16 protein-coding genes and 1 pseudogene are annotated in these 16,096 nt (G+C 47.0%); 8 read left to right on the top strand and 9 right to left on the bottom strand.

The window, feature by feature from the left end:
- Nucleotides 1-44 precede the first annotated feature (44 nt).
- Nucleotides 45-870: pseudogene (farP, locus tag WA279_RS19290) on the top strand (farnesyl diphosphate phosphatase).
- 29 nt (nucleotides 871-899) lie between these two features.
- Here farP and WA279_RS19285 read toward each other — a convergent pair.
- On the bottom strand, nucleotides 900-2,267 hold the full coding sequence (locus tag WA279_RS19285; protein ID WP_003233074.1) for an MATE family efflux transporter: 1,368 nt from the start codon (nucleotides 2,265-2,267) through the stop codon (nucleotides 900-902).
- Between the two features lie 123 nt (nucleotides 2,268-2,390).
- Here WA279_RS19285 and WA279_RS19280 point away from each other — a divergent pair, with 123 nt between their 5' ends.
- The 3 genes from WA279_RS19280 (at nucleotide 2,391) to iolX (ending at nucleotide 5,517) form a co-directional block, all read left to right on the top strand.
- Complete coding sequence (locus tag WA279_RS19280) at nucleotides 2,391-3,254, top strand: AraC family transcriptional regulator (protein ID WP_336156376.1); 864 nt, start codon at nucleotides 2,391-2,393, stop codon at nucleotides 3,252-3,254.
- Between the two features lie 17 nt (nucleotides 3,255-3,271).
- Nucleotides 3,272-4,285 carry a transcriptional regulator DegA gene (degA, locus tag WA279_RS19275; protein WP_003245813.1) on the top strand — a complete coding sequence of 338 codons (1,014 nt, stop codon included), beginning with the start codon at nucleotides 3,272-3,274 and terminating at the stop codon, nucleotides 4,283-4,285.
- A gap of 203 nt (nucleotides 4,286-4,488) precedes the next feature.
- Nucleotides 4,489-5,517 (top strand): scyllo-inositol 2-dehydrogenase, encoded by a 1,029-nt coding sequence (gene iolX, locus WA279_RS19270; RefSeq protein WP_335388536.1) that lies wholly within the window; start codon nucleotides 4,489-4,491, stop codon nucleotides 5,515-5,517.
- A 50-nt stretch (nucleotides 5,518-5,567) separates the two neighbouring features.
- On the opposite strand, the gene WA279_RS19265 is transcribed toward iolX, so the two are convergent.
- Entirely contained in the window at nucleotides 5,568-6,077 is a 510-nt protein-coding gene (locus tag WA279_RS19265; protein WP_064671447.1) for a DinB family protein, read from the bottom strand.
- Between the two features lie 49 nt (nucleotides 6,078-6,126).
- Nucleotides 6,127-6,789 carry a LysE/ArgO family amino acid transporter gene (locus WA279_RS19260; protein ID WP_327829000.1) on the bottom strand — a complete coding sequence of 221 codons (663 nt, stop codon included), beginning with the start codon at nucleotides 6,787-6,789 and terminating at the stop codon, nucleotides 6,127-6,129.
- Nucleotides 6,790-6,854: 65 nt separating this feature from the next.
- Between WA279_RS19260 and WA279_RS19255 the strand changes: the two genes are divergently transcribed.
- Nucleotides 6,855-8,309, top strand: coding sequence for an aminotransferase-like domain-containing protein (locus WA279_RS19255; protein ID WP_336156375.1), 1,455 nt, complete (start codon nucleotides 6,855-6,857; stop codon nucleotides 8,307-8,309).
- Nucleotides 8,310-8,316: 7 nt separating this feature from the next.
- Here WA279_RS19255 and WA279_RS19250 read toward each other — a convergent pair whose 3' ends face one another.
- Entirely contained in the window at nucleotides 8,317-8,955 is a 639-nt protein-coding gene (locus WA279_RS19250; protein ID WP_336156374.1) for a pentapeptide repeat-containing protein, read from the bottom strand.
- A 205-nt stretch (nucleotides 8,956-9,160) separates the two neighbouring features.
- Between WA279_RS19250 and WA279_RS19245 the strand changes: the two genes are divergently transcribed.
- A complete protein-coding gene (locus WA279_RS19245; RefSeq protein ID WP_336156373.1) occupies nucleotides 9,161-9,967 on the top strand; it encodes an alpha/beta fold hydrolase in 807 nt (268 codons plus the stop codon).
- 27 nt (nucleotides 9,968-9,994) lie between these two features.
- Here the strand turns inward: WA279_RS19245 and cysC are convergent, their stop codons facing one another.
- The 3 genes from cysC to WA279_RS19230 form a co-directional block, all read right to left on the bottom strand.
- The gene (gene cysC, locus WA279_RS19240; RefSeq protein WP_123373364.1) at nucleotides 9,995-10,594 is read right to left on the bottom strand and encodes an adenylyl-sulfate kinase; all 600 of its coding nucleotides are present in this window, start codon (nucleotides 10,592-10,594) and stop codon (nucleotides 9,995-9,997) included.
- The gene (gene sat / locus WA279_RS19235) at nucleotides 10,591-11,760 is read right to left on the bottom strand and encodes a sulfate adenylyltransferase (protein WP_336156372.1); all 1,170 of its coding nucleotides are present in this window, start codon (nucleotides 11,758-11,760) and stop codon (nucleotides 10,591-10,593) included. The genes cysC and sat overlap by 4 nt, the downstream gene beginning before the upstream one ends.
- Before the next feature lie 112 nt (nucleotides 11,761-11,872).
- Nucleotides 11,873-12,583, bottom strand: a complete 711-nt coding sequence (locus tag WA279_RS19230; protein WP_336156371.1) for a phosphoadenylyl-sulfate reductase — start codon at nucleotides 12,581-12,583, stop codon at nucleotides 11,873-11,875.
- Nucleotides 12,584-12,769: 186 nt separating this feature from the next.
- On the opposite strand from WA279_RS19230, the gene WA279_RS19225 reads away from it, so the two are divergent.
- Complete coding sequence (locus WA279_RS19225; RefSeq protein ID WP_326211270.1) at nucleotides 12,770-13,456, top strand: 2-phosphosulfolactate phosphatase; 687 nt, start codon at nucleotides 12,770-12,772, stop codon at nucleotides 13,454-13,456.
- Complete coding sequence (locus WA279_RS19220) at nucleotides 13,453-14,211, top strand: phosphosulfolactate synthase (RefSeq protein ID WP_336156370.1); 759 nt, start codon at nucleotides 13,453-13,455, stop codon at nucleotides 14,209-14,211. The genes WA279_RS19225 and WA279_RS19220 overlap by 4 nt, the downstream gene beginning before the upstream one ends.
- Nucleotides 14,212-14,255: 44 nt before the next feature.
- Here the strand turns inward: WA279_RS19220 and WA279_RS19215 are convergent, their stop codons facing one another.
- Together WA279_RS19215 and WA279_RS19210 are read right to left on the bottom strand one after the other, a co-directional pair.
- Nucleotides 14,256-14,885 (bottom strand): YitT family protein, encoded by a 630-nt coding sequence (locus WA279_RS19215; RefSeq protein ID WP_336156369.1) that lies wholly within the window; start codon nucleotides 14,883-14,885, stop codon nucleotides 14,256-14,258.
- A gap of 95 nt (nucleotides 14,886-14,980) precedes the next feature.
- Nucleotides 14,981-16,096, bottom strand: a complete 1,116-nt coding sequence (locus WA279_RS19210) for a mandelate racemase/muconate lactonizing enzyme family protein (protein ID WP_336156368.1) — start codon at nucleotides 16,094-16,096, stop codon at nucleotides 14,981-14,983.

Raw genomic sequence — 16,096 nt, 5'->3', positions numbered from 1 at the left:
CTTCATATACAATTAAGAAAAAACATACTAGACTTGAAGAATCAGTGATACATAGGAGTGAGAAAAATGAAAGAGATAAAAGAAGCTTACCAGCAATGCGGACAGATTGTTGGCGAATACGCGCCAGCCTGTTTCAAAGCATTATCATATCTCCCGCTAAAGCAAAGACAAGCCTCTTGGGCAGTATTGTCGTTTTGCCACACGGCGGCCAGTGCAGACGAAAAGGTATTGCCCGCATTTGAAGCTAAAGCTGATCATGTTTACCAAAGGACAAATAACGGTAATCAACATCTATGGAAGGCTTTTGATCATGCGTATCGGACCTTTACATTGGAAAGCGAACCTTTTCGGGAGTTTATTGCCGCACAAAAAGAAGACGCCAAGCCGTATGATGACCTTGATGAACTGCTCATGTACGCATATCGGACGGGCGGTGCTGCCGGATTGATGCTGCTGCCGATACTGACACGCCGAAAACAAGATCAGCTCAAACAAGCAGCCGTCTCTCTCGGCTTGGCCATACAGCTGGTTCGCTTCTTAAGTGATCTTGGCACAGATCAGCAAAAAAACCGCATTCCCCGTCAGGTAATGCAGCAATTCGGCTATACAGAGGCTGATCTCCAAAAAGGCACCGTAAATAAAGCGTTCACAATGACGTGGGAGTATATCGCTTTTGAAGCAGAAGCCTACCTTGAAGAGTGTCAGGATGCCTTGCCGCTATTTCCGCAGTATTCTCAAAAAACGGTGAAAGCCGCTCTTCATTTGTACCGGGCTGTTTTAGAAAAAATCCGGGCGAAGCAGCACGATGTATTTCAACATCACTTCGCTCTCACAGAGACCGAAGTGAAGCAGATTCTGTCTGATATCTAAAAAACACCCGGCCTTGATTGAGCCGGGTGTTACGCCATACCTTTTTGAATCCAGATACGTGAGCGCCATCTTCTGTACATTAAGATTCCCCGGACCCATTCATCCGCGATAAAAGAAATCCAAATGCCGGCAAGACCGAAACCGAGGTGGATGCCGAAAAGATAAGCAAGCGGGAGGCCGATGCCCCACATTGAAATCATTGCCATGTAAACCGGGAATTTCGCATCCCCCGCGGCCCGCAGAGAGTTAATGATAATGACATTAAACGAGCGGCCTGGTTCAAGGATAATGGTCATGGCAATCAATAGGCTTGCAGTTGCTATAATGTCAGGGCTTTGTGTGAAGAGTCCGATCAGGTCTTTTGAAAAGATCGTCATCAAAACAGAGGTAGCCGCAGCAATTCCGAGTGCCCAATATAAGCTCTTCATGCAGCGCTCATAAGCGGCATCAAATTGTTTGCCGCCGATATAACGGCCGATTAAGATTTGTGTACCCTGGCTGATCGCAGTGCCGAACAGCAAAATAAACATCGTAATATTTTGCGTATACACTTTTGTTGTCAACGCCTGCGCGCCCATGATGGCGATAAAATACGTGACAATCATTTGCGAAAGGTTGTATGAAAGCTGCTCTCCCGCAGAAGGAATGCCGATTTTCAGCAGCTTGCGCAAATGCTCTTTATGCATATGAAAGACTTTTTTCAGCGACATCTTCAGCTGGATGCGTTTGTTGACAATCACAATCATCGCGATTAATCCGATGACGCGGGCGATAGATGTGGACATGGCCACACCGGCAACGCCGAGAACAGGAAAGCCGAACAAACCGAAAATCACAACAAAGTTTCCGGCAATGTTTAAAATGTTCATGCCGATAGTGACAAACATTGTATCTTTTGTGTAGCCGTAGCTTTTTAAGATCGCGCTGAATGTCATGATTAAAGCCTGAATAAAGGACAGACCTCCGACAACTTGTAAAAAGACTTTCGCATCAGGCATCAGTGCGTCTGATAATCCCATCATATGAAGCAGAGGGACAGCCGCGAAAAAGACGACGGCGCTGATGGCCAGGCTGATGAAGAAGTTGGCGCCGATTGACACATAAGCGACTTCCATGGCTTCTTTCTTTTGCCGTGAGCCTAGAAATTGTGAAATGATAACGGTCGTTCCTGTTGCGATAAAGCTGAACATCACGATAATTAAATTTAAAATCTGGTTGCTGACGCCGACTGCTGCCACGCTGTTATCCGAGTATTGGCTGAGCATCAGTGTATCGGCATTACCCATAAACATATATAATGAGACCTCAATAAAGATCGGCCAAGTAAGCGAAAATAATGAGAACGTTTTGTCAGCGGGTTTTTTCAAAGCAGTTGATTTGAAGACAGCTTGTTTCATAGTGTCTAACCCCTTTCGTAAATAAAATCAACGTTTTAAAGTGTACCTCCATTTCCTTATAATAAAAAGGGATAGAAACGATACTTCTTGTAAAAATCCGACTTAAAAAGGAGGATGATTCAAATGCCTCGCATCCTGTTTACAGTCCCGCCTTTTCCGGTATTTATCGCAGCTGGGGAAGGGGTTTTTAAAAAAGGAGAAACCCATGTGAAACGTGTATTCTCCGTGTTTGATCTGATATATGTCAAACAGGGAACGTTATATATAACGGAAAATGAAACATCGTTTTCTGTTGAAGGCGGCGAGTACATCTTGCTTTCTCCCGGTCTTGAACACTACGGGACGAAGGGCAGTGATGAAGCAACCTCCTACTATTGGCTTCACTTCAGTGAACATCGATATGAATTTACGGCAAAGGGAGGCAGCAACTGGTCTGAGCTTCAGCAGGAAAAAGGGAGCTTTGAAGAGCCGGCCCGCTACGGATTGGCCTTGCCGAGAAAAGGCAAGGTGCAGCGCCCGCAGTTTATGGCGCAGCAGTTTGAAAAGCTGATCGATTACTCCGCGGAAAACTCTGATTTGCCGCTCAGAAAGCAAATCTTATTTGAGGAGCTGATGCTGCATCTTCAAAAAGAAGCGTTCCAAATACCGTCTGCGAAAGAGCGGGTAGCCTGGGAGGCGGCCCGGTACTTACAGGAGCACTATAAGGAAAAGACGACAATCAAGGATCTGTCGCTCGCCCTTCACTATCATCAGGATTATGTGAGCCGCTGCATGCAGCAGGTGCTCGGCGTGACTCCGGCACAATACACGAACCGGGTGAGAATGACGGAAGCGAAGCGTCTTTTATCCTCTACAAATGATAAAATGGGTGTTATTGCGGAAACGGTCGGAATGGAAGATCCGACATACTTTTCAAAACTCTTTAAGCAGATAGAAGGCATTTCACCAATTGAATACCGGAAAATTGTCAGCCGGAAAGTTCAATAACCAGACGAGGGATGAACATGAAAACAACAATTTACGATGTGGCAAAGGCGGCGGGTGTCTCGATCACAACTGTGTCCCGTGTGATAAACAATACGGGGAGAATCAGCGATAAAACACGGCAGAAGGTCATGAATGTCATGAATGAAATGGCATACACGCCCAATGTTCACGCCGCGGCGTTAACGGGAAAACGAACGAATATGATTGCTCTCGTGGCGCCTGATATTTCAAATCCGTTTTACGGCGAACTTGCTAAAAGCATTGAGGAAAGAGCGGATGAGCTCGGTTTTCAAATGTTGATTTGCAGCACCGATTACGATCCGAAAAAAGAAACAAAATATTTTTCTGTGCTGAAACAGAAAAAGGTGGATGGCATTATTTTTGCAACAGGGATTGAAAGCCATGACAGTATGTCTGCTTTGGAGGAAATCGCCAGTGAACAAATTCCGATTGCCATGATTTCTCAGGATAAGCCGCTGCTTCCGATGGATATTGTTGTGATAGATGACGTTCGTGGCGGATATGAGGCTGCCAAGCATCTTCTGTCACTCGGCCACACGAACATCGCCTGCATTATCGGAGACGGGTCAACGACAGGCGAAAAAAATAGAATCAAAGGCTTCCGTCAGGCGATGGAGGAAGCGGGCGTGCCCATTGATGAATCACTTATCATCCAGACGCGGTTTTCCTTGGAAAGCGGCAAGGAAGAAGCGGGAAAATTGCTCGACAGAAACGCTCCGACTGCTATTTTTGCCTTCAACGACGTATTGGCTTGTGCCGCCATACAAGCTGCGAGAATAAGAGGCATAAAAGTGCCGGATGATCTTTCTATCATTGGTTTTGATAATACGATACTCGCAGAAATGGCGGCTCCGCCCCTGACAACCGTAGCCCAGCCGATAAAAGAGATGGGGCGGAGCGTCATCGAACTGCTGGCAGAAGCAATAGAGGGAAAACGAAAGGCGAAACAAAAAATAGTGCTCCCGCCTGAGCTTGTAGTCAGACATTCTACATCACCGCTCAACACATGAGCCCGCTAATGAGCGGGTTTTTTCATTATGACAGTTGAAGCCAAAAAAACATATTGCGTGTAAACCAAAGGCAGTGTAAAATAAAACCATCTTTTGAGAAAGCGCTTGCGCAAAATGGCAGAGCGGATAGAACCGCTGTTTTTTTAGCTGTTAAAAGAAAGCGCTTTCTTAACCCTGAAATGAGTTAAAGGAGAGGATGGGACGTGGAACATCAAGTAAGATGTGCAGTATTGGGATTAGGAAGGCTCGGTTATGATCATGCGAAAAATCTCGTCACCAGTGTACCGGGGGCAAAGCTGGTTAGTGTCAGTGACCCGTTAAAAGGGAGAGCGGAGCAGGTTGCCAGAGAATTCGGTATCGAAAAATGGTCAGAGGACCCGTATGAAGTGTTAGAAGATCCCGGCATTGACGCTGTCATTATCGTAACGCCGACAAGCACACATGGTGATATGATCATCAAAGCAGCCGAGAACGGCAAACAGATCTTCGTTGAAAAACCGCTGACATTAAGCCTTGAGGAATCAAGAGCAGTTTCTGAAAAAGTGAAAGAGACAGGTGTCATCTGCCAAGTCGGCTTTATGAGACGGTTCGATCCAGCATACTCAGATGCCAAACGGCGGATCGACGCTGGAGAAATCGGCAAACCTATCTATTATAAAGGCTTTACGCGCGACCAAGGCGCGCCTCCCGCACAATTTATCAAACACAGCGGTGGAATTTTTATCGACTGTTCCATCCATGACTATGATATTGCCCGTTATTTGCTGGGGGCGGAAATCACTTCTGTTTCAGGACACGGCAGGATTCTGAACAATCCGTTTATGGAGCAGTATGGTGATGTGGATCAGGCGCTGACGTATATTGAATTTGACTCCGGCGCAGCGGGGGACGTCGAGGCAAGCAGAACCTCTCCATACGGACATGACATCCGGGCGGAGGTGATCGGGACAGAGGGCAGTATTTTCATAGGGACATTGAGACATCAACATGTGACCATCCTATCGGCTAAAGGGAGCAGTTTTGATATCATTCCAGACTTTCAAACTCGTTTTCATGAAGCCTACTGCTTGGAGCTTCAGCATTTCGCCGAGTGTGTCCGGAATGGAAAAACACCGATTGTGACAGATATCGATGCGACGATCAATTTAGAAGTCGGCATCGCCGCAACCAATTCCTTTCGAAGCGGCAGGCCGGTACAGCTAGATGTGAAGCGCGCTTATACAGGTATGTAAAAGCTAATATGTTGCATTTGAGGCTTTCCGCAAAAAAAAGCAAGGACATTTTAGCCCTTGCTTTCTCTTTTCTCATATAAATAGTACATATAATCAGTAGGTACGCCTGAATGGCCCAGCTGTCTCAGCATGGCGGTTACGTTCCCTCTGTGGTAAGTGCCGTGATTGACGACATGCAGGATGGTGTCTGCATAGGTTGATTCCAGTGTACCTAGTTTCGGATGCTGCATTGTGAAGGTCTGTTCTAAGTCCGTCTGGCGGCTGAAAAAATCATGATACTGTGACTCCAGCTCGGCAGCGTGCTGTTTAATCGCTGCCATATTACCTTGCGCGGACTCTAATTTGCCTGCGCTGTCTATAATCTCTTGGTAGGCCACTCCCGAAAGAACATTCAGCCAAATGTAGTCAGCCCTGCACATATGAAGCAGCACGTCGCTGACAGAAGGAAATACGCTCTTTACTTCTTGATAGGCAGTTTCCTCCGGCAGGTTTTCGATATGGGTAAATATTTTCTTGTTTGCCCAAGAATGATAGTCATAAAACTGTTTTGCATCAGTCATCAGCATGCCTCCTTTTCTAAGAAATTCGTTGTTTTCATTTGTTTCTCCTTCAATTGCAAAAGAGTGACACCCCAAAATATCCTGCCGCTGCCCACATTACCGCTGCAGAGCATTTGTTTACGATCAGCATAAGTCTGCCGCTCGTATCTATCGTCTGAAACAACCGGCCCGCTATTGCAAGGCTGATAAACCAAATCCAAGACACAGCGACGCAGGCGGCCATAAAGAGCCATTTCTCAAGCCCCGAATATTGAAGAGAGCTCGTGCCGATGACGCCGATCGTGTCCAGAATGGCATGCGGGTTTAAAAGAGAAACAGCGGCCGCAAACGCAGCTTGCTTTTTTGGTGTGAACGTATGTTTCTCATTTTGGCTTGTGTTCGGACGGCTGTTCCAAGTCACCCAGCCCATATAGAGCAAAAATAAAAATCCGCCGGCCATCATGACTGTCTCAAACACAGGCAGCTCCTGCACAATGACAGACACGCCCGCAACGGCTAATACGATTAACAGGGTATCGCAGACTGAAGCACTGATGACAGCTGGGAGAGCCCGCCAAATATGCTTTTGCCACGCGCCTTGCTGAAAAATAAACACATTCTGCACTCCCAGCGGCAAAATTAAGCCAAACGCGAGCACAATTCCGTGAATGATTGCATTCATGCTGAAAAAGCTCCCTTCACATTTTTTTTCAATCATAAGAGAGATTGTCACTAAAGTCTCCAGCCATTTGGTTGGGTTAGGAACCAGCCAAATGTATAATGTGTAAAAAAGGGGGCATGACCTTGTCGCAATGGCAGCCAAGCCGAAAGTCGGATGTTCCGCTGCATCGGCAGATCGAACAATATATGAAAGACAAGATTCTTCACGGAGAGTGGGCTGTAGGGACGAAAATCCCCTCACAGAGAACGCTGGCCGACATGTTTCAAGTCAACCGCAGCACAGTCACAGCAGCCATAGATGAACTCACGTCTCAAGGCTTGTTAGAGGGAAGAAGAGGCGGCGGTACGAAGGTTGTAAACAGTACTTGGAGCGTGCTGGCGGCTGAGCCTCCGCTTGATTGGAGCGATTACGTCCGTTCGGGCATTCATCGCGCCAATTCTTCCATCATTCAAGCTATTAATCAGAACGAACCAAGAGCGGATATCATCAGATTAGGAACTGGAGAACTTTCACCGGATCTTGTGCCTGCTGACACAATTGGACGGATGTTTCAGCAAATCAATCCGGGCGCCCTGTCTTTAGGATATGAGCAGCCGAAAGGAAACCGTCAGCTGCGGGAGGCAGTGGCCGACCATTTAAAAGGAAAGAAGATCCATGTGTCACCGTCTGCAACTTTAATTGTGTCCGGTGCACTTCAGGCACTTCAGCTCATCTCAATTGGACTTTTAAAACGAGATTCTGTCATTTTGACGGAGCAGCCGTCCTACCTTCAATCCTTGCATGTATTTCAATCAGCTGGGATGCGGCTTCGCGGCTTGCCGATGGATGATGAAGGGGTCAAAGCGGGGCTTGTTTCTTCTAATCGAAAACAATATGGAGGACAGCTGCTTTACACGATTCCGTCGTTTCATAATCCGACAGGCACAGTCATGTCAGAGCAGCGAAGGAAAGAGATCATCAGCCTGTCAAAAAAAGAGCAGCTGCCCATCATTGAGGATGATGCGTACGGTGATTTATGGTTTGAAGAAAAACCGCCGCAGCCGTTGAAAGCAATGGATCATGAGGGCAATATTCTGTATCTGGGCACGTTTTCAAAAACGGTTAGCCCCGGTCTGCGAATCGGCTGGCTTGCCGGTCCGGAGCCGGTTATTGAAAGGCTGGCGGACATTAAAATGCAGACAGACTACGGATCAAGCGGCCTGTCCCAGTGGGCGGCTGCCGAGTGGCTGTCACAGGGATATTATGAAGAGCATCTGACTTGGGTACGCAGGAAGCTTAAAGAAAGGAGAGACGCCGCCGTTCATTTTCTCGAGCGGTATGCCGGGGACATTGCCACGTGGCGGATTCCCGCAGGCGGCTTTTATATTTGGGTGACATTTCACAAAAACCTGCCTGTCAGCCGTTTCTTTTATGGATTGCTGAAACGGCAGGTGCTTGTGAATCCCGGCTACATTTATGACGGTGAAGACCGAAACAGCATCAGGCTGTCATATTCCTATGCATCTCTTGGAGATTTGGAAACTGGCATTAAAGCGGCAGCTGAAACAGCACGCCGCCTGATGATGTCCTAGGCTTTGGTTATACGATGACAGCTCCCAGTGCCCTGGCGAAGGCAATCGCATGCTCAGGTGCGATTTTGCAGCCTTTCAATTTGTCGAGGGAGACATGAAGCTGTTCAAAACGGCACGTGCTGATGTCCATGTTTTGAAGGGACGTGCCGGTAAAGCTGGCGCCTTCCAATTCGCACCTGTCAAAGTGTGTCTGCTGGAGCACCGTATTGCTACACTCACTTTGCATAAGAGCACAGTGATCAAATCGAACTTGTTTCATATTTGAGTACGAAAATGAGCTGAAATGTCCGTGGCATTCCTCGAATGAAACATTCCGCAGCGTTGCTTCCGCCACATTCATTCCAACCATTTTTGACTGCTTAACAGAAGTTCTGTGAATGACAGCCCCGCTGAAATCGGCGTTTGATAAATCGCATTTTTCAAAGATCACATCGGTCAGTTCAATATGCCGAAAAGACACATCGATAAAGACGACATTTCTGAATAGCGTTTTTTCCACACAAAGTCTTTCGATATCTTCGCCGCAGATTGTACAATCTTCAAACAAATGCATGCTGATTACATCATCCTGCGTCACGGCATCATGAAAATCTGCGGTTTGCAGGTTTTCCGGTATGTTCGGTTTTTGAATTGCGATTTTATTCATGTGATGACATCCTTTGCTGCCCGAAAAACAAAGGCTTCCGGGTTCAATTTAATAGATCGTTAAGGAAATTGATACATATAGTAAATCGTGAAGAGCCTTTTCTTGGTACAGCAGCCCGCTTGTTTTGTAAGCATAAATGGAAAGATTCCTATACGTCAAGGCGTTTACAGGCCGGGAAAGCCAAAGGGAACAGGAGGAATGCGGAATGGGGCATTACATCAAAACCGAGGAGCATGTGACACTGTTTGTAGAGGATATCGGACATGGAAGGCCGATCATCTTTTTGCACGGGTGGCCGTTGAATCATAAGATGTTTGAATATCAAATGAATGAACTTCCGAAAAGGGGATTTCGTTTTATCGGCGTTGATTTGCGGGGATATGGGCAATCTGACCGCCCTTGGGAAGGCTACGATTATGACACGATGGCCGATGATGTGAAAGCAGTCATTTATACGCTGCAGCTTGAGAATGCGATTCTTGCCGGTTTTTCAATGGGCGGCGCCATTGCAATCCGTTATATGGCACGGCATGAAGGAGCCGATGTTGATAAGCTGATTTTACTGTCTGCGGCGGCCCCCGCGTTTACAAAACGCCCGGGTTATCCATACGGGATGAGGAAGCAGGATATTGACGATATGATTGAATTGTTCAAAGCTGATCGGCCCAAAACACTGGCTGATTTAGGGAAACAGTTTTTTGAGAAAAAAGTGTCTCCAGAGCTTAGACAGTGGTTTCTCAATCTGATGCTGGAGGCCTCCTCCTACGGGACGATCCGCTCGGGCATCGCATTAAGAGACGAAGATCTCAGAAAGGAACTTGCTGCAATCAAGGTGCCGACGCTGATCCTGCACGGGAGAAAGGATAGAATTGCGCCGTTTGATTTTGCGAAAGAATTGAAGCGCGGCATCAAACAGTCGGAATTGGTTCCGTTTGCAAACAGCGGGCACGGAGCATTTTATGAGGAAAAAGAGAAGATCAACAGTTTGATTGCGCAGTTCTCCAACTCATAAGAAAAAACCCGACATTGATCGGGTTTTTTATATAATTCCTCTGTTTTGCAGTGCGTTAATGATGAGATCAGCTCCATCGGAAATAGAGGTCTGGTCTGACTCAATGATGAAATCGGGTGAAAGCGGTGCTTCATACGGAGAATCGATCCCAGTGAAATGTTTGATCTCTCCGTTTCGCGCTTTTTTATAAAGCCCTTTTGGATCGCGCTGTTCACAAACATGCAGCGGGCACTTCACATAAATTTCGAAGAACTCACCTTTAGGAAAGAGTGCTCTAACCATGTCCCGATCCTCTCTGAATGGAGAAATAAAAGCCGTTAAAATCATTTGCCCGCTGTCGACAAACAGCTTCGCCACTTCTCCGATCCGGCGGATGTTTTCAATCCTGTCATCAGTCTGAAATCCAAGGTCTTTGTTTAAGCCGTGGCGGATATTATCACCGTCAAGTACGTAGCTCTGAATGCCCTTGCGGTAAAGCTTTTCATCGACTGCATTGGCCAGCACCGATTTTCCGGAGCCGGACAAACCTGTAAACCAAAGGACGCAGCTTTTGTGTCCGTTTAAGGACTGTCTGTCAGACTTTGAGATGGCAGCGGGATGCCAAATGATGTTCGGATTGTGTGTCATTGCAATTCCCCGCTGTTTTGTTTGATGGCAACAGGCTGTTGGTGAAGTCCCTTGATCAGCACGGCTGCGACCTCAGGCCGGCTGAATTCTTTAGGCGGCTTTTTGCCTTGGCGGAGAAGCTCTCTCACTTTTGTGCCTGATAAGTGGATGTGGTCTCTTGAGCTGTGCGGACATGTTTTGGAGGTGCCCATGTTTCCGCATTTTCGGCAATAAAAGCTGTGCTCAAAAAACAGCGGCTTGATGCCAAGCTCCTCCTCTGTGAATGAATGAAAAATATTTTGGGCGTCGTATGTTCCATAGTAGCTGCCGACACCCGCGTGATCACGGCCTACAATAAAATGGGTGCAGCCGTAATTTTTTCGGACGAGCGCATGGAAAATCGCTTCCCGCGGACCTGCATAACGCATGGCGGCAGGGAATACCGATAACATGACACGATTCTTTGGATAATAGTGATCAAGCAAAGCCTGGTAGCTTTCCATTCTGATATCGCTTGGGATATCGTCTGACTTTGTTTCTCCGACAAGCGGGTGAAGCAGCAGACCGTCGACCGTTTCTAACGCTGTTTTTTGAATGTATTCATGCGCTCTGTGAACAGGGTTCCTGGTTTGAAAGCCGACAATCGTTTTCCAACCGAGTTTTTGAAAGGCCGCTCTTGTTTCTGCGGGCGTTGCATAAAACTGTTCGAAAGATTTGTCAGGCAGGCGGCTGATCGTGATAGGCCCTCCGATATAGTAATCCGGGCGCGCCAGCAATTTTTTTACGCCTGGGTGGGCAGGATCGTTTGTTTTAAAAACAGACAGTGCTTCTTGTGTTTTATCAGGCTGGTATATATCGGTGACTGTGATCATGCCGTAGGTAACACCGTCTTTCACTAGCTTGACGTGATCTCCGGCAGACAGCTGTTTTGCTGTTTTTTCTCCGACAGGCAGCGTAATCGGCAGGCTCCACGGCAAGCCGTTTGCCAGCCTCATTTCCTTCACAACACGATGATAATCTTTTTCTCCCAAAAAACCTGTTAACGGGCTGTATCCGCCGATCGCGATAAGCTCCAGATCACTCAGTGCAAGCTGATCTAGCTCTGCTTCGCACGCGCACTCTTCAAAATGGCATGCGGGATCACAGCGGTTGATTAATACCCCTCCGTGGGGTTCGTTTCCATTCAACGTGTTCAACCTCCATTTATACGTTTCCTTGTTTTCTTTGCTGCTGTTAATGAAAGTTTGACATCAGCGCCTCAACATCATTTCGATTCTCATAGCCAGAACCTGCCGTCCGCTATTCTTGATGCAGGCCGCATTCTGTTTTCTCCCGTCCGGCCCATCTTCCAGCCCTCTCATCGTTCGGGTCCGGGGAAGGCAATGTACACATTTCACAGCCTATGCTCGGATAATGTTGATCGTGCAGTTTGTTATAAGGCAAATTGTGCAGGCGGATGTACGTCCAAACGTCATCCCATGTCCAGTGGATGAGCGGGCAAATTTTGATGAGCTTAAACTTCTGGTCCAGGTTTACGTATTGAATATGCTTTCTCGTTGGCGACTGCTCCCGGCGCAGTCCTGAAATCCAAGCTGTCATGCCGGACAGGTGCTTTTTGAGCGGTTCAATTTTCCGCAATTGGCAGCAGAGGTTCGGGTTATGCTTCCACAGCTCTCCGCCGTACTTCGTCTCCTGTTCTGTTAAGCTCAGCTCGGGTTCGAGCATCTGGATTGCAAATCCCGGATATCGCTCTTTGACGGTCTCGATCAGCTCATATGTTTCCTGAAAATGAAGCCCGGTATCCAAAAAGATGATGTGTGCGTTTTTGTTGATTTTTGATATTAAGTCGAGAAGCACCATTCCTTCTGCGCCAAAGCTGCAGGCGTACACAATCTTTTCTCCGTACGTTCGGTAAGCCCATTTCAACACATCGAGCTCATCGATCAATTGATCCGTTATCCGTTTGGACAGCATGTCGTTCCATGTGTCATATGTGATGGTTTCGTTCAATGTTTTCCCCCCGTTTGCATCTGCTTTTTTTATCTATTGATCGAGTTATAGGCAGACTATTCATTTTTTGCATAAAGGTTCAGGGTTTTTAGGGGCTGCGCCCGCCTAAAATGAGGTGCGGAACCATTAAGAGCCCGGCTGAATATGCTTTTTAGCAAAATGGTTTTATGCCCAAGGAGAGGTAGTATGCCGATTGCCATTTATCAGGGGCATCATCATTCGCTTGCCCCGGCTGATATTAACATCGTCATTGATGTCATCAGAGCCTTTACGGTCGCCCATTATGCGTTTATCGGCGGGGCGAAAGAGATTTTGTTGGTCCGGACAGCTGATGAAGCCTTTGCGCTGAAAGACACCTATCCGGATTATGTTTTGACGGGAGAGGAAAAGGGGGTCGGTATCAGCGGATTTGATTTAGATAATTCTCCAAAACGTATGGCTGGGCAGAATATGGCGGATAAAAGCCTGATCCAGAAAACAACAAACGGCGTCACAGCAGCATTGGGGGCGCTGAACGCAAAGCATCTGTTCGTAACTGGATTTTCCAATGCCAAAACAACGGCACAGCATGTGAAAAAGCTCGCCGCAAACGATTGTGTCATAAACATTGTGGCTTCCCATCCATCCGGTGATGACGATATGGTGTGTGCGGAATATATCAAAGGCATCATTGAAGGGACAAATGCGGTAACGGCTGAGGAGGCGATTGAAAGAATAAAAGGCTCTTCTGTTGCGGAGAAATTTTTTGACAGCCGCCAGCCATTGTTTGATTCGGAAGACATCGTTTACTGTACAAAAGAACTGACGGGCGATTTCGTGATGAAAGTGAAACAAGATGGAGAAGTTCCAACGATAGAGAGGGTCATAATATGAATGATTTTTCACTAGAATTGCCAGTGAGAACAAACAAGCCGAGAGAAACCGGGCAGTCCATTTTAATTGATAACGGCTATCCCTTGCAATTTTTCAAAGATGCGATAGCCGGAGCGTCCGACTATATTGATTTTGTGAAATTCGGCTGGGGCACATCATTACTTACGAAAGATCTTGAAGAAAAAATCAGCACACTGAAAGAACATGACATTACATTTTTCTTTGGCGGCACACTGTTCGAAAAGTACGTAAGCCAGAAAAAAGTGAATGAATTTCATCGGTACTGCACCTATTTCGGCTGTGAATATATTGAGATTTCAAACGGTACGCTCCCGATGACAAATAAAGAGAAAGCGGCTTTCATTGCCGATTTTTCTGATGAATTTCTTGTGCTCAGTGAGGTGGGCAGCAAGGATGCGGAATTAGCAAGCCGGCAAAGCTCTGTGGAATGGCTTGAATATATCGTTGAGGATATGGAAGCGGGCGCGGAAAAAGTAATTACAGAAGCCAGAGAAAGCGGAACGGGAGGGATCTGTTCCAGCAGCGGCGATGTCAGATTTCAAATTGTTGACGACATCATTTCCTCGGATATTGATATCAACAGGCTGATTTTTGAAGCGCCTAACAAAACGCTTCAGCAAGGGTTTATTCAAAAAATCGGGCCGAATGTGAATCTGGCCAATATTCCATTTCATGATGCCATCGCGTTGGAAACGCTGCGTTTAGGGCTAAGATCCGATACCTTTTTTCTGTAAAATAGCGGCTGCGGGGCTCTCGTCGTGAAGAGAGCCTCTGCCTATTATTTTTTATGGCGGTACATAGGCGTGAGATAGGGAAGTGAGATCAGACGGATGTTGTAGATGAAGTCGATGACTCTTGTCGATATCACTTGGCATATGAGGGCTTGAATGACGATGCCCCAGTCAATAATAGACGCGGTGACCATAAAAATGATGCAATTCATGATGAGCAGGATCGTTCCGGGATTCCCGCCGCGGTAGATAGAAATCATCAGAGCAAGTGCTCCGAACCCTCCGTTTGAAATTTTATATTTGTATAAAAGTCCGATGCCGAGTCCCAATAACACTGCGCCGCTTGCCAGATCAAGCCACAGATTAGATGTGATATCCGGAAAAACCGCATCAAAGATCAATACCGAGACAGAGGTGACGGTGATAGAAGCGAGGGTGCCGGTGAATGTTCTCATCTCCAGCCATTTTAAAGCGGTAAAAAGCATTGATACATTCACAGCCCACACTGAAAATCCGTGGGGGATTTGAAACAGATAATGCAAAAGCACCGCAATACCTGCTGCACCGCCTGTTGGAATATCATGCGGAAATAAAAACAAGGACATGCCAAGTCCCTGTAGTACGCCGCCTACGACAATCATAAACGTAAGTTTTGCTTTCATCAGCAGTTCAGCCATTAAGTCATTTGCTCCTTTATGAAAAGACTTGTCCGCTGTTTTCATTTTATGAGGCTGTCCATGATTTATGTCTCAAAATGAAGAAATGGCCCAGCTTAATAGGCTGAGCCATCCCACTTGTAGCGATTGATGATTTCCATATTGATCTCTGTTCCAATCCCTTTTCCTTTCGGGATGTGGACCATTCCTTTTGAAGGCTGCAGGCTGACGAGATCTGTAAAAGGATTCTCCATGACGTCCCACTCGATCGGTTCAATGTGATCGTTCTTCATTTTAGACCATGGGGGCAGACAGGCTTGTGCAAATAAAGCATAGAGCCGTGAGAGCGATCCGTCATATGCATGGGCGGATGCTCTGACGCCAAAATAACGCGCGAGCTGAAGGCAGTCCCGAAACTCATCAATTCCGTTGACATGCATGACATCGGGCTGAATGATATCCAAACAGCGCTGTGAAAGGAGAGGCATAAATTGCGCCGGGTCCTTCATGTTTTCTCCGCCGGCAACAGGAACAGACAAACGGCTTCGAAGCATAGCGTAATCCTGCGGCTGATCAAAGGGCAAAGGCTCCTCAAGCCAGCCAATGTTCGTCCATTCGGAGAAATAGCGCTCCCATTTAAAAGCCGCAGCGGCATCGTAGCTTTGGTTTGCGTCCAGAATCATCGTAATGGAGCTGCCTGCTGTATGCTGCAGCGCATTGATGTGCCGGACATCCTCCTTGAATGAAGTCCCGCCAATTTTGACTTTGATTTGCTCAAAACCTTTTTTCAACTGGGCTTCAACATTGGAGACTGAGCGGCTGATCCATTGCGGGGAGTCTGAGTACGATTGAAAAGACGCGTACACAGGAATCTCCTCTCTGTATCGCCCGCCCCATAATTCGCAAACCGAACAATCCGCAGCTTTGGCTGCAATCTCTGTCAGCGCCATGCTTACAGCGGAGGCCGCCCGCATGTGCCATTTTTGAATCGTGCGCACTAATGACAGGCGGCTGCCAGCCTGTTTTCCTAATAGAAATGGGATGATTCGTTTCGTAAAACCGATATGGAGAGCAGGGAGCCAATCAACGCATTCTCCCCAGCCGTCTATCCCGCTTTCGGTGATAATCCTGATGAGATAACAAGTCCGATATCGTTTAAACCCATTGGCATCTCCGTATGGCTTTTCTAATCGGTGAAATAGCGGAAAGGTTTCAATCCGTACAATTTTCAC

The organism is Bacillus sp. 204(2023), from assembly GCF_037027505.1.
Taxonomy (GTDB): domain Bacteria; phylum Bacillota; class Bacilli; order Bacillales; family Bacillaceae; genus Bacillus; species Bacillus subtilis.
Note: the sequence above shows the minus strand (reverse complement) of the source record. Positions and strands in the feature narration are given on the sequence as shown.

Bases quoted from the DNA above. Each gene is read 5' to 3' on its own strand.
- WA279_RS19285 (WP_003233074.1), bottom strand. From the start codon at position 2,267: ATGAAACAAGCTGTCTTCAAATCAACTGCTTTGAAAAAACCCGCTGAC.
- WA279_RS19280 (WP_336156376.1), top strand. From the start codon at position 2,391: ATGCCTCGCATCCTGTTTACAGTCCCGCCTTTTCCGGTATTTATCGCA.
- degA (WP_003245813.1), top strand. From the start codon at position 3,272: ATGAAAACAACAATTTACGATGTGGCAAAGGCGGCGGGTGTCTCGATC.
- WA279_RS19265 (WP_064671447.1), bottom strand. From the start codon at position 6,077: ATGACTGATGCAAAACAGTTTTATGACTATCATTCTTGGGCAAACAAG.
- WA279_RS19255 (WP_336156375.1), top strand. From the start codon at position 6,855: ATGACCTTGTCGCAATGGCAGCCAAGCCGAAAGTCGGATGTTCCGCTG.
- WA279_RS19250 (WP_336156374.1), bottom strand. From the start codon at position 8,955: ATGAATAAAATCGCAATTCAAAAACCGAACATACCGGAAAACCTGCAA.
- WA279_RS19245 (WP_336156373.1), top strand. From the start codon at position 9,161: ATGGGGCATTACATCAAAACCGAGGAGCATGTGACACTGTTTGTAGAG.
- cysC (WP_123373364.1), bottom strand. From the start codon at position 10,594: ATGACACACAATCCGAACATCATTTGGCATCCCGCTGCCATCTCAAAG.
- WA279_RS19225 (WP_326211270.1), top strand. From the start codon at position 12,770: ATGCCGATTGCCATTTATCAGGGGCATCATCATTCGCTTGCCCCGGCT.
- WA279_RS19220 (WP_336156370.1), top strand. From the start codon at position 13,453: ATGAATGATTTTTCACTAGAATTGCCAGTGAGAACAAACAAGCCGAGA.
- WA279_RS19215 (WP_336156369.1), bottom strand. From the start codon at position 14,885: ATGGCTGAACTGCTGATGAAAGCAAAACTTACGTTTATGATTGTCGTA.